The 11,942-nt window shown below is 50.8% G+C and carries 13 protein-coding genes; all 13 read right to left on the reverse strand.

Annotation, left to right across the window (positions count from 1 at the left end; genetic code table 11):
* Window positions 1–75: 75 nt before the first annotated feature.
* A complete protein-coding gene (gene frr / locus EVJ29_RS04610) occupies window positions 76–636 on the reverse strand; it encodes a ribosome recycling factor (protein WP_035385902.1) in 561 nt (186 codons plus the stop codon).
* Entirely contained in the window at window positions 633–1,358 is a 726-nt protein-coding gene (gene pyrH, locus EVJ29_RS04615) for a UMP kinase (protein WP_071399619.1), read from the reverse strand. The genes frr and pyrH overlap by 4 nt, the downstream gene beginning before the upstream one ends.
* A 109-nt stretch (window positions 1,359–1,467) precedes the next feature.
* Window positions 1,468–2,349: a translation elongation factor Ts gene (tsf, locus tag EVJ29_RS04620; RefSeq protein WP_070327475.1), complete on the reverse strand. Its 882-nt coding sequence runs from the start codon at window positions 2,347–2,349 to the stop codon at window positions 1,468–1,470.
* 120 nt (window positions 2,350–2,469) lie between these two features.
* On the reverse strand, window positions 2,470–3,210 hold the full coding sequence (gene rpsB, locus EVJ29_RS04625; RefSeq protein WP_021067146.1) for a 30S ribosomal protein S2: 741 nt from the start codon (window positions 3,208–3,210) through the stop codon (window positions 2,470–2,472).
* Window positions 3,211–3,362: 152 nt separating this feature from the next.
* On the reverse strand, window positions 3,363–3,722 hold the full coding sequence (locus EVJ29_RS04630) for a hypothetical protein (RefSeq protein WP_131504762.1): 360 nt from the start codon (window positions 3,720–3,722) through the stop codon (window positions 3,363–3,365).
* Window positions 3,723–3,734: 12 nt separating this feature from the next.
* Window positions 3,735–4,505 carry a FliA/WhiG family RNA polymerase sigma factor gene (locus EVJ29_RS04635; protein ID WP_035385905.1) on the reverse strand — a complete coding sequence of 257 codons (771 nt, stop codon included), beginning with the start codon at window positions 4,503–4,505 and terminating at the stop codon, window positions 3,735–3,737.
* Between the two features lie 12 nt (window positions 4,506–4,517).
* Window positions 4,518–5,003 carry a chemotaxis protein CheD gene (locus EVJ29_RS04640; protein WP_131440252.1) on the reverse strand — a complete coding sequence of 162 codons (486 nt, stop codon included), beginning with the start codon at window positions 5,001–5,003 and terminating at the stop codon, window positions 4,518–4,520.
* On the reverse strand, window positions 4,996–5,595 hold the full coding sequence (locus tag EVJ29_RS04645) for a chemotaxis protein CheC (RefSeq protein ID WP_131465271.1): 600 nt from the start codon (window positions 5,593–5,595) through the stop codon (window positions 4,996–4,998). Before EVJ29_RS04645 ends, EVJ29_RS04640 begins: the two co-directional genes overlap by 8 nt.
* Window positions 5,585–6,016 carry a chemotaxis protein CheW gene (locus EVJ29_RS04650; RefSeq protein ID WP_016508282.1) on the reverse strand — a complete coding sequence of 144 codons (432 nt, stop codon included), beginning with the start codon at window positions 6,014–6,016 and terminating at the stop codon, window positions 5,585–5,587. The genes EVJ29_RS04645 and EVJ29_RS04650 overlap by 11 nt, the downstream gene beginning before the upstream one ends.
* A 12-nt stretch (window positions 6,017–6,028) precedes the next feature.
* On the reverse strand, window positions 6,029–8,005 hold the full coding sequence (locus EVJ29_RS04655) for a chemotaxis protein CheA (protein ID WP_131465273.1): 1,977 nt from the start codon (window positions 8,003–8,005) through the stop codon (window positions 6,029–6,031).
* Window positions 8,006–8,024: 19 nt separating this feature from the next.
* Window positions 8,025–8,864, reverse strand: a complete 840-nt coding sequence (locus EVJ29_RS04660) for a MinD/ParA family protein (protein WP_070327481.1) — start codon at window positions 8,862–8,864, stop codon at window positions 8,025–8,027.
* Complete coding sequence (locus EVJ29_RS04665; RefSeq protein WP_131465275.1) at window positions 8,843–9,913, reverse strand: GTP-binding protein; 1,071 nt, start codon at window positions 9,911–9,913, stop codon at window positions 8,843–8,845. Before EVJ29_RS04665 ends, EVJ29_RS04660 begins: the two co-directional genes overlap by 22 nt.
* Before the next feature lies 1 nt (window position 9,914).
* Entirely contained in the window at window positions 9,915–11,933 is a 2,019-nt protein-coding gene (gene flhA, locus EVJ29_RS04670) for a flagellar biosynthesis protein FlhA (RefSeq protein ID WP_255569991.1), read from the reverse strand.
* Window positions 11,934–11,942 lie beyond the last annotated feature (9 nt).

Below are 11,942 nucleotides of genomic sequence, written 5' to 3' on the forward strand. Positions count from 1 at the left end.
CTCCTGATTGTATGAAAGAGGGACCCTTTCAGTAAAAGGGTCCCCACACAGCTTTTTGGTATACCACTTCCGTGATTATACTTCCATGATCTCTTTTTCTTTGACCGCTGCAGACTCATCAATCTTTTTGATGTAAGAATCCGTTAACGTTTGAACGTCGTCCGCGTAACCGCGGAGGTCGTCTTCTGTCAAATCACCATCTTTTTCAAGCTTCTTCAAGTTCTCGTTCGCGTCACGACGAACGTTACGAACCGCAACTTTCGCTTCTTCCGCATACTTCTTCGTGATTTTAACGAGTTCTTTCCGGCGCTCTTCCGTCAAGGCAGGGATTGCTAAACGGATGACTGTCCCGTCCGAAGATGGCGACAGACCGAGATCCGCTCTTTGAATCGCTTTCTCGACTTCCGTTACGAGCGACTTGTCCCAAGGTTGGATCAACAAAAGACGAGCTTCCGGCGTGTTGATGTTCGCTACTTGGTTGAGCGGCGTTGGCACACCGTAGTAGTCGACTTGGACCGGGTCCAAAATCGATGCACTGGCGCGTCCGGTGCGGAGCGTCCCAAAATCACGTTTTAATGATGTATGGGCTTTAACCATCTTTTCTTCAGCCGTTTTCATAACTTCGTTTGCACTCATGAATTGATTCCTCCCACTACCGTCCCGATATGTTCCCCGAGAACGACACGTTTGATATTTCCTTCTTCAAGCAATGAGAATACAATCAGCGGAATATGGTTGTCCATGCATAGTGACGTCGCTGTCGAGTCCATGACTTGGAGACCGTCTTTTAAGACGTCCAAGTATGTGAGTGACTCGTATTTGACCGCATCCGGGACAAGTTTCGGGTCTGCCGAGTAGACGCCATCGACGTTGTTTTTCCCCATTAAGATGACGTCAGCTTCAATCTCGGCTGCCCGGAGCGCTGCTGTCGTATCTGTCGAGAAGTATGGGTTACCCGTCCCTGCTGCAAAGATGACGACCCGGCCTTTTTCAAGGTGGCGCATCGCCCGGCGGCGGATATACGGTTCAGCAACTTGACGCATTTCGATTGATGTTTGGACGCGGGTTTGGACACCGTGTGTTTCGAGGCTGTCTTGAAGTGCAAGCGAGTTAAGTACAGTTGCGAGCATGCCCATATAATCGGCATTGGCCCGGTCCATACCGAGTTCGCTTCCCGTCTTTCCGCGCCAGATGTTTCCGGCACCTACGACGACCGCTACTTCGACGCCCATGGCGACTAACTCTTTAATCTGTCCAGAAATCGAGTTGACGATTGCCGGATCGATTCCGTATCCTTGATCTCCTGCGAGCGCTTCTCCACTCAATTTTAACACAATTCTCTTATATTTCGGTTCCATACTTTGCCTCCTCATGCTTGAAAAAAGGGAACACGCTCCCTTAACGAACTAACTCAAGGTTATACAGACGTGTTCCCAATTTTAATTGCATCATCATACATGACGCAGATTATTTTTTAAGTTGGTTCATTACTTCTTCAGCAAAGTTTTCTTCGCGTTTTTCCATACCTTCTCCAACTTCGAAACGTACGAACGAGTTGATACGGCCGCCTTTAGACTCTACGTATTTTCCAACTTTGAAGTCAGCGTCTTTGACGAACGTTTGGTCGACGAGGCAGATTTCTTCGAAGTACTTGTTCATGCGTCCCGCGATCATCTTCTCGACGATGTTAGCAGGTTTGCCTTCGTTGATTGCTTGTTCAGTCAAGACTTTCTTCTCGCGCTCTGCTTCTTCAGCCGAGACTTCGTCACGTGTCGCGTAAAGTGGGTTAGCTGCTGCTACGTGCATAGCTACATCTTTCGCTACTGACTCATCTGTCGTGCCGTCGATGACGACGACCGAACCGATGCGTCCGCCCATGTGAAGGTAAGTGCCGAATACAGCGTCGTCCGCTTTTTCAAGAACAGCGATGCGACGGAGCGAGATTTTCTCTCCGATTGTCGATGCTTCTTCTTGAATGTGAATCTCAAGCGTTTTACCAGCCACGAATTCAGCAGAAAGTGCTGCTTCAACTGTTGTCGCACCTGAAGCGAGAACCGCTTTCGCCACATCGCTTACGAGTGTTTGGAACTTCTCGTTTTTAGAAACGAAGTCCGTCTCTGAGTTGACTTCGACGAGAGCAGCTTTGTTGCCTTCAACCGCTACTGCTGTCAAGCCTTCAGCTGCGATACGATCGCCTTTAGCTGCTGCTTTAGCAATCCCTTTTTCACGAAGGAAGTCGATTGCCGCTTGCATGTCACCGTCTGTTTCCACGAGTGCTTTTTTGCAATCGAGCATACCTGCTCCTGTTTTTTCACGAAGTTCTTTTACCATTGCTGCTGTAACTGCCATCGGAAATTCCTCCTTGTAAAACTTACATTTTTTTAAAATAAAAGCACTAGGCTTCGAATAGACTATTTCCTAAAAAAAGGTGATAAAAGGCTTTCCCTTTATCACCTGTTGTCTAACTGATTACTCAGCTTCTGTAGCTTCAGCTTCTGGAGCTACAGCTTCTTCAGCAACTTCTTCTTCGCCTTGCTTCGCTTCGATGATCGCATCAGCCATCTTAGAAGTGAGCAATTTAACCGCACGAATTGCATCGTCGTTCGCTGGGATAACGTAGTCGATTTCATCTGGGTCACAGTTTGTATCGACAATCGCAACGATTGGGATGTTCAATTTGTGAGCTTCTGCAATCGCGATCCGCTCTTTGCGTGGGTCAACGATGAAGAGAGCGTCAGGAACGCCTGGCATATCTTTGATTCCGCCGAGGAACTTCTCAAGACGTGTCATTTCTTTTTTCAAGATGATGACTTCTTTTTTAGGAAGTACTTCGAACGTGCCGTCAGCTTCCATTTTCTCAAGTTGCTTCAAGCGGTTAATACGCTTTTTGATTGTTGAGAAGTTTGTGAGTGTTCCACCCAACCAACGCTCATTGATGAAGTACATACCTGAACGGAGTGCTTCTTCTTTGATTGTATCTTGAGCTTGTTTTTTCGTACCTACGAAGAGGACGTTTCCGCCTTCTGCCGCGAGTTCACGAACGAAGTTGTAAGCTTCGTCTACTTTTTTAACCGTCTTTTGAAGGTCGATGATGTAGATTCCGTTACGCTCCGTGAAGATGTATTTCGCCATTTTTGGGTTCCAACGACGTGTCTGGTGACCGAAGTGTACACCAGCTTCGAGCAATTGCTTCATTGAGATTACTGCCATGATAAATTTCCTCCTTGTGGTTTAAAAAAGTCCTCCGCCTCGTTCATCGTTGTACTCCGACCTTTCGGCACCGAGGAATACCATCCCGAGACGTGTGTGATGTGTTTAACACCGAAAATTACTATAGCACATGTCGCCGAATCCGGCAACTCTCACTTTTGTCGAAGTTTCGCATAAAGCGCCACTTCGCCTTCCCCTTTTCCGAGGAGACGTGCCGTGTCGCGGACTGAATGACGGAGCAACACCTCTTCGACGCTCGGGTTAATCGCGCCGTCTTCAGACGTTTCAGTTTCTGTCTCGGCGATTTCGACCGAGGTCGGTTTTGACGATTCAGGCGCGTCGTTTTTCACAACATCGCTCATCGATTCCATGAATGACAAGAGCAACGCCTCTGTCTCGCGTTTCTCGCTTTCGAGCCGATTGACGCGTTCGTTCAATGTTTGGATCTGCCGGAACCCGATCAATAGACCATAGGCAATCACGATCCCCGCGATCATCAACACAAAAGTCATCCCTTCACCTCCTCACGATGTCTTCTCTTCTAGATACGAGCGGCCTAGCGCCTGTTTGAGTGTCTTTAACGCCTTCGAATGAATCTGTGAGATGCGGGAAGTCGATAATTCTAACACTTCCCCAATCTCCGTCAATGTCAACTCGTCAAAATAAAATAACGAGACGACAAGACGTTCTTTTTCAGACAGATGATCAATCTCGGTCGTCAGCACGTCGACTAACTCGCGTTGCAACAACGTGTCTTCCGGTTTTTCCGAATCGGGGTCAAAGTACGTGACCGACATGACTTTTCCTTCTTCTTGGAGCGTCACCGCCTCGTCAATCGACAACATGTTCGCGAAATACCCTTCCGCCATCGCCTTTTCGATATCAGCGATCGGAAGCGCGCACGCGTCGGCCAATTCTTCTTTCGTCGGGGCACGGTGCAGCTTTTGCTCGAGTTGTTCGGCGACATGGTCAATCTTCTTCACGCGCTCTCGTACCGAGCGCGGCAGCCAATCGATTTTTCGAAGTCCGTCGATAATGGCACCCCGAATCCGAAAAGCTGCATACGTATCGAATTTATTATTATGTTCCGGATCATATTTCATGAGGGCATCGTACAATCCCATGTAACCCAAACTTTTCAATTCGTCGCGTTCGACGCTCTTTGGGAGCGTCACGATCATTCGTTGCACGTGATAATGGATCAGAAATTCATAATGTGATAATAATTCATTTGCCGTATCCATATCGCGGTCAGTATTCCAACGATCCCACAACTGGGTAAGCTGAGTCGTCATGTCGATCCCCCCTTATAGTTCTTTTGTTCCGATACTCACTGTCCGAATCGATAAGACGCATGTTGCCACGTCAAATTCAATCGTTCGTCCGTTATGCCCACCACAATCCTCGGCGATTAGCGGGATGTGATGTGCTTTTAAAGCGATGCGGATTGCTTCGGCATTTCGTTCCCCGATTCGCATCGCCGCGTTCTCATATTTGAATTGAAACATTTGGGCCCCACCGGCCATCTTGGCTTGCAGGCGTCCTGCCCCGGCCCGTTTGAGTGACTCGACGAGAGCATCGATGGCCGTATCCGCATATTTCCCGACTTCGATCGTCTGGTGTTTCCTTGCGATCGCCGAATCTGGAAGCATGACGTGTGCCATAGCCGCCACTTGCATCCGGGCATCATACAAGATGACACCGACGCATGAGCCGAGTCCCGCCGTGCGGAGCCGGTTCGGTGCTGTCGTTTGCTTCCACTCGGCAATCCCGATTTTAAGAACTTCAGCCATGGCCAAGCAACCTTCGTTGAATCCGATCTAGCGAGCCGTGCGTCGGTAAGAAGAGCACATGCCCGGCACTCACCTTCTCGTCAATCATGAACGTCGTGTCGATATAGAGCGCGGCATCTTCTTCCGGTTGAACGGACGTGACGACAAACTCGACGATCGATCCGGCCATATCAATCGCGGTCGCCGGCACTTGAATCATAATCGGCGTATTGAGCCAGTCGCCTAACGCTCGCGCGTAAGCCCCGCTCATAATGTTACCGATCTCTTCCCACGCCGATTTACCGAGCTCGTTGTTCGATTGGAACGTGAACGGTGAGCCGATCAGCGAAGCCACCATACTCTCCGCATCATCCACCGGGAACATGATCAGGATCATGCCACTGATCTCGCCCCCAAGCTCTAACAGGACAGAGGCCACATGGCGCTCGGGACCACCGACGCGGTCCGGTAAATATGTGATCGGTTCCATTTCAGCAGACGATACCGTGATGTTGACCGGCTTGGCGAGCAGTGTCGAGAGCGCGGTCGCCGCATGTCCAGAACCGATGTTCCCAAGTTCTTTTAACAAATCTTGTTCAAATTCACTCAGCATGTTGGTCCTCGAACAACGCGTTCGCATCGAGAAGCGAGAACAGCTTGTCCTCACCTTTAGCGATCGCCGTCAAGTGTGCCGAGTGCATCTCGTGGCTCGAATCCGGAATCGGTTCGATCCGGACTTCATCGCTCTCGACGACTTCGTTGGCACGATCGACGATAAAACCAGCATCGCCTTGATTCAAAGAAGCGATCAAAATCCGTGTCTCGTCTGTCGGTGCGATTTCTTCATAACCGAGGCGAAGCCTGAGGTCGATGACCGGTGTGACCACACCACGGAGGTTGATGACACCCTTCACGTGTGTTGGTGCGTTCGGCACCCGGGTGACAGGTTGTAACCGTTCAATCGAACGGACTGATTGGACATCGATTCCGTACGTGTTCGATGCGAGTGAAAACACTACCCATTTTTGTTCCATCTTTCTTCCTCCTTAAAAGAGATCGTTGCTGTCTACGATGAGAGCGACCCGTCCATCTCCGAGAATCGTTGCCCCCGAAATAGCCGGAATGCCTTCGAGATACGTCCCGAGTGGCTTCATGACAATCTCTTGTTGACCAATCAAGTCGTTCACGACGACTCCGACGAGTTTATTACCTTTACGCACGACGACGACCGGGAACTGTGATTTTGTTTCCGAATCGATCCCGAAAATTTCTTTTAAATAAACGAGCGGGACGAGTTGTCCGCGGAAATCGAAGACACGTTCGCGATGGGCCGTCAGGATGTTGGCTTCATCGAGCAATGTCGTCTCGAGAATCGATGACAACGGGATGGCATACGTCTCATCACCCGCTTGGACGAGCATCGCTGAGATGATTGATAACGTGAGCGGTAGACTGACTTGGAACTTGGTTCCTTGTCCGACCACGGTCTCGAGCGTGACGACACCACCGAGCGATTCGATTTTATTTTTGACGACGTCGAGTCCGACGCCACGACCTGATAAGTCTGTGACAACGTCTGCCGTTGAGAAGCCCGGTGCAAAGATGAGCATCGCGAGCTCGTTGTCTGTCATCGACGCCGCTTCTTCGGTCGTGATGACACCACGTTCGAGCGCTTTCGACCGAACTTTATCGACATTGATTCCCGCTCCATCATCTTCGATCTCGATGAAGACACGGTTACCGCCATGGTAAGCACGGAGGGCGAGTCGCCCTTGTTCCGGTTTGCCGGCTTGGACGCGTTTGTCAGGAAGCTCGATGCCATGATCGATCGCGTTGCGAATCAAGTGAACGAGCGGATCACCGATCTCATCGATTACGGTCCGGTCGAGTTCCGTGTCAGCTCCTGAGATATCGAGTTGAACTTTTTTATGAATGTCTTTCGCGACCGAGCGGACCATCCGTGGGAACCGGTTGAACACTTGCTCGATTGGCATCATCCGTAACGTCAACACGAGTGATTGCAGTTCGTTCGTGCCACGTTTGATTTTCTCGACCGTCTCGTTTAGTTCAGGCTGTCCGACCTCGTCGGCAAGGCGTTCGAGTCGGCCGCGGTCGATGATGAATTCTTCAAACAAGTTCATGAGACGATCGATCCGTTCTAAATTGACACGAATCGTCTTCGCTTGAGCGACAGCTTGTTCTTTCGGTTCTTCTGCTTCTTGCGCTTTCGGTTTTATTTCTTGCACTGCTACCGCTTCTGCACTCACAGCAATTTCCGGCTCGCTCTCGCTCACGCTCGTAAATACCGAGACGTGGACTGTTTCAACTTCCGACACTTGCGAGACGGCGTGTTCGATGACTGCAGCCGTCTCTTGTGACAAGAACAAGACGTCAAACGACAAGTCGAACTGTTCTTGCTCAATCGCTTCCGTCTCAGGGTGGGTCCGGACGACTTCACCGAGCTCTTGGAGCCGATCAAACACCATGTAAGCCCGGGCTGCTTTTAAGACGACGGCATCCGATAACTTAACATGAAGTTGGAACGCCTCAAAACCGGTCTGTTTCGCTTGTTCGATGACCGAATCCGCATACAAGTCGACAGTAAACACCGACGACTCTTCCGCCGCAGCGATTGTTTGTTCCTTACCTCCGATAAACGACTGGAATGCCGAAACCGTCGCTTTGACGTCGACGTTCGTACCAGTTCCACCCGTCTCGATGTCGGCAATCATCGCTTCAATCTGTTCCATCGCGATAAACATCGTATCAAGCAACAATTGGTTGCTCTCTTTTTTGCCTGACCGGACAAGGTCAAGGGCACTCTCCATCTCGTGTGTCAAATTGGCCACGCTTTCGTAACCCATCGTCGCCGACATCCCTTTGAGCGTATGGGCCGAACGGAAAATCTCTTGAACCGCTTCAGCGCTAGCCGTCTGCTCAAATTTCATCAACTGTGTGTTGACCGATTGGATATGCTCTTGTGACTCATCCAAAAACAACCCTAAGTATTCGTTCACGTCCATCTATATTGCCTCCCTGTCGTTAGACTCGCTTCCACTGTTGCCGCAAATTCCCAATCAACCGATCCATGAAGTGCCGTGGCTTCGGTGGTGTTCCGGTAAGCGTTGTCAAAATACGCTCGAGCCGCCAGCTAATATCACTCTTTCGGTCAAATTGGTAAAACGGGACTTGGGCGATGACCGCTTTCCTTACAGAAGCGTCATCTGGTAAAAAACCAAGGAACCGAATCGGTTTATTCAAAAACTGTCGGCATGCGACTTCCATCCGTTCGTAACACTGGAGTGCTTCTTCCCCCGACTGCGCCCGATTGACAATGACCCCGATCGGTAAATCCGGACTTTGACGATGCACGAGTTTCGTATACGCGTAACCATCCATCAGCGATGTCGGTTCTGGGGTCAGGATGAGAAACATCTCGTCACATCCTTCAATGAATCGTAACGATGTGTCCGTTGCTCCTGCTCCCATGTCAAACAGTACGTAATCATAAGTCGTCAGCACTTCAAGTTCACGCATTAAAAATTGCATGTCTGCTTCTGAGAATTGAACTAATGTGTCAAGTCCACTTCCTCCATGTAATATATCGACACCGTGCACGTCTTTCTGAACCGAAGACGCAAGCGGAGTCCGAGTTTTCACAGAATCGACCATCGTTTTAGACTGCGCCGCATTCAAAAGAATGTGCACGTTCGCCATCCCGATGTCGAGATCGACGATCAAGACACGCTTTCCGAGTTCGACGAGCCCGATTGCGGTGTTCACGCAGACGTTCGTCTTGCCGACGCCGCCTTTTCCGCTCGCGAACGCGATTGTCGTTGGTGCGACATCCGTCTTCGCTCTTAAACGCCTTGCTTGGTCCATCGTGTCCACCCTTCCTTCTCAAGCATCTTTTGCGTCAAGATGTCTGGGTCGCCGGCGACCATATCGTCCGGCACTTCCTGGCCGTCTGTCAGCCAAGCGACGGGGAGTCCGCTCTCGCGCACCATCCGATACATCGCGTGGATATCACTCGTCTCATCCGCTTTCGTGAAGATGAGCGACCGGAGCGGCAACTTTTCAAACTGTCGGTAAATCAAATCCATGTCTTTCATTTTCGACGTCAGACTGAGCACGAGTGACAAGCTCGTCTCCGAGAAGTCGTGATGGTTATGAAACTGTTCGACGTACGCCTCATCGCGGAAATTGCGTCCGGCCGTATCGATCAAGACGATATCTTTTCTTGCAAACAGTTGTTTTGCCCGTTTAAAGTCGTCAAAGTCATAGGCGACCTCGACGGGGATATTTAAAATCTCGGCGTACGTCTTCAGCTGTTCGATCGCTGCGATCCGGTACGTGTCGGTCGTAATCAAACCGACAGACATCCCTTGGTCGAGCTTATAGTGGGCGGCAAGCTTCGCGAGCGTCGTCGTCTTGCCGACACCGGTCGGACCGACGAGCATGACGTAGCGCAACGCATCCGGGACCGGTAAAAAGGAACTGCGGATCTGGTCATAGACGTATTGCTCGACGACCTCTAGCGATTTAGTCGTATAGTACAGTTCGTTGATTCGCTCTTCCCACGATTCATTCGTGAACGACTCAGACGCTAAGAGCGACTCGATATGGGTCAGACCCGCTGGCAAACGTCTCTTTTCAGGAACAGGCGTCACCGGTTGTGGAGTGGGTGTAGGTGCAGGAATCGGCTTCGCCTTTGCTTGTTTCGGCTGCAGTTTCGGCTCGGTTCGAGGCTTGACCGTTAGCGGCGCTTTCTCGAGTGCGGCAATCACTTCAACTTCTTGTGAAGCGAACAACCCGAACCATCCTTTCTTGACTTGGCGAGAATTTAAGATGACAGCCTCATCGCCGAGCTCTTGTTTCACTTTCGCCATCACTTCGGACATCGTCTTGCCTGTATATTTTTTAATTTGCATATTAAATCACCCCAATACTTTTCACTTCGAGCGAGCTGAGCAATTCGTTATACGCAAGGACCGGAACGTCAGGATAGTACCGTTCGAGCAGCTGTCTCACGAATATCCGAATCGTCGGCGAGCAAAGAATGACGGCCGAAGCCCCGTAGCGTTCAAACATCGACAGTTGTTCGCCAGAGCGCTCGATGATTTCGCGCGCTTGCTCCGGATCGAGCGCCAAATAGTTGCCAAACTCGGTTTTTTGGACAGCGTCTTGAATAAGTTGCTCGGTCTGCCCACCGAGTGTGACGACGTAGAGTGGACCGTCCGGCGGGCTGACTTGGTCAGTCAACTGTCGGGCGAGTCCTTGACGACAGTATTCGCCTAATATATCAGCGTCTTTCGTCACTTTTCCATAATCGGCCATCGTCTCAAACAAGAGCGGCAAGTTGCGAATCGAGACGTGCTCTTTCAATAGATGACGAAGTACTTTTTGGATATCTCCGATCGAGAGCACGGATGGGGTCACATCTTCGACGAGCACCGGATGTGTCTCTTTCAAATGCTCGACGAGTTGTTTCGTCTCTTCCCGTCCGAGTAGGTCGGACGCATGTTTTTTGAGCGTCTCCGTTAAATGCGTGGCGACGACTGAAGGTGGGTCGACGACGGTGTAACCGCTCATCTCGGCCCGCGTCCGCGTCTCTTCATCGATCCAGAGAGCGGGCAATCCGAAAGCCGGTTCCGTCGTTTCAATCCCGTACACTTCAGGGTCTTCAATTCCAGGGCTCATCGCCAAGTAGTGATCGAGTAATAACTCACCTTCTGCGACGACATTGCCTTTCACTTTGATCCGGTAAGCGTTCGGTGACAGTTGCAGGTGGTCACGGATTCGAACCGTCGGTAAGATGAATCCGAGTTCGAGTGCGAGTTGACGGCGGATCATGACGACACGGTCGAGCAGGTCGCCGCCTTGCGATTCATCCGCGAGTGGGATCAGCCCGTAGCCGAACTCGAACTCGATCGCATCGATTTGCAGGAGCGAGACGACGGTCTCGGTCGGTGCCGCTGGTTCCTCATCCGGTAACGGTTCAGCAATCGCTTGCTTCAGGCTGCGGCGCATCGAGTATGCCCCGAAGAATGTCGCACCCGCGATCAGCGTCGTCACTGGAAGTAAACTTGGTGACACGAAACCGAGCAAGAAGATGACCGTGCCCGCGATATAGAGCAACGTCGGATTTTGACCGAGCTGGTCGACCACGTCTTCCCCGAGATTGCCGTCCGAGACGGCACGGGTGACGATGATCCCGGTCGCCGTCGAAATGAGGAGGGCCGGAATCTGACTGACGAGCCCATCCCCGATTGTCATAAGCGAGAACGTCGTAAACGACTCACCGACAGGTAATCCCATTTGGACAACGCCGATGATGATACCGAAAATCAAGTTGATGACGACGATAATGATTCCGGCAATGGCGTCACCTTTTACGAATTTCGAGGCCCCGTCCATCGAACCATAAAAATCAGCCTCGCTTTGAATCTTTTTACGGCGGATTTGGGCGTCTTTGTCATCGATCAACCCAGAGTTCAAATCGGCATCGATTGCCATTTGTTTCCCTGGCATCGCGTCGAGTGTGAATCGAGCCGAGACTTCCGATACCCGTTCGGCACCTTTCGTGATGACGACGAATTGGATGATGACAAGAATGAGGAATACGACAAATCCGACGAGAACGTTTCCGCCGATGACGAAGTTCCCGAACGTTTCAATGACTTCCCCACCATATCCGGTCGAGAGGATCGAACGGGTCGTCGACACGTTCAGCCCGAGACGGAACAGCGTGACGATCAGCAAGAGAGATGGGAAGACAGAGAAATCAAGCGCTTCCCGGGCGTTCATCGCCACGAGTAAAATCATGAGGGCGATCAATATATTTATAATGATAAGAAAATCTAGTAAGAACCCCGGTAACGGGATGACCAGCATGACGACGATCATAAGAACGCCAATCAATACTGCGAAATCTTTAGCTTTTACAGCCAACGCATACTC

The sequence above is a fragment of the Exiguobacterium sp. SH4S7 genome (assembly GCF_004336795.1).
GTDB lineage: Bacteria > Bacillota > Bacilli > Exiguobacteriales > Exiguobacteriaceae > Exiguobacterium > Exiguobacterium aurantiacum_A.

Coding starts and splice junctions, on each gene's coding strand:
- frr (WP_035385902.1), bottom strand. CDS start 636: ATGAGTGCAAACGAAGTTATGAAAACGGCTGAAGAAAAGATGGTTAAA.
- pyrH (WP_071399619.1), bottom strand. CDS start 1,358: ATGGAACCGAAATATAAGAGAATTGTGTTAAAATTGAGTGGAGAAGCG.
- tsf (WP_070327475.1), bottom strand. CDS start 2,349: ATGGCAGTTACAGCAGCAATGGTAAAAGAACTTCGTGAAAAAACAGGA.
- rpsB (WP_021067146.1), bottom strand. CDS start 3,210: ATGGCAGTAATCTCAATGAAGCAATTGCTCGAAGCTGGTGTACACTTC.
- EVJ29_RS04630 (WP_131504762.1), bottom strand. CDS start 3,722: ATGACTTTTGTGTTGATGATCGCGGGGATCGTGATTGCCTATGGTCTA.
- EVJ29_RS04635 (WP_035385905.1), bottom strand. CDS start 4,505: ATGACGACTCAGCTTACCCAGTTGTGGGATCGTTGGAATACTGACCGC.
- EVJ29_RS04640 (WP_131440252.1), bottom strand. CDS start 5,003: ATGGCTGAAGTTCTTAAAATCGGGATTGCCGAGTGGAAGCAAACGACA.
- EVJ29_RS04645 (WP_131465271.1), bottom strand. CDS start 5,595: ATGCTGAGTGAATTTGAACAAGATTTGTTAAAAGAACTTGGGAACATC.
- EVJ29_RS04650 (WP_016508282.1), bottom strand. CDS start 6,016: ATGGAACAAAAATGGGTAGTGTTTTCACTCGCATCGAACACGTACGGA.
- EVJ29_RS04655 (WP_131465273.1), bottom strand. CDS start 8,005: ATGGACGTGAACGAATACTTAGGGTTGTTTTTGGATGAGTCACAAGAG.
- EVJ29_RS04660 (WP_070327481.1), bottom strand. CDS start 8,864: ATGGACCAAGCAAGGCGTTTAAGAGCGAAGACGGATGTCGCACCAACG.
- EVJ29_RS04665 (WP_131465275.1), bottom strand. CDS start 9,913: ATGCAAATTAAAAAATATACAGGCAAGACGATGTCCGAAGTGATGGCG.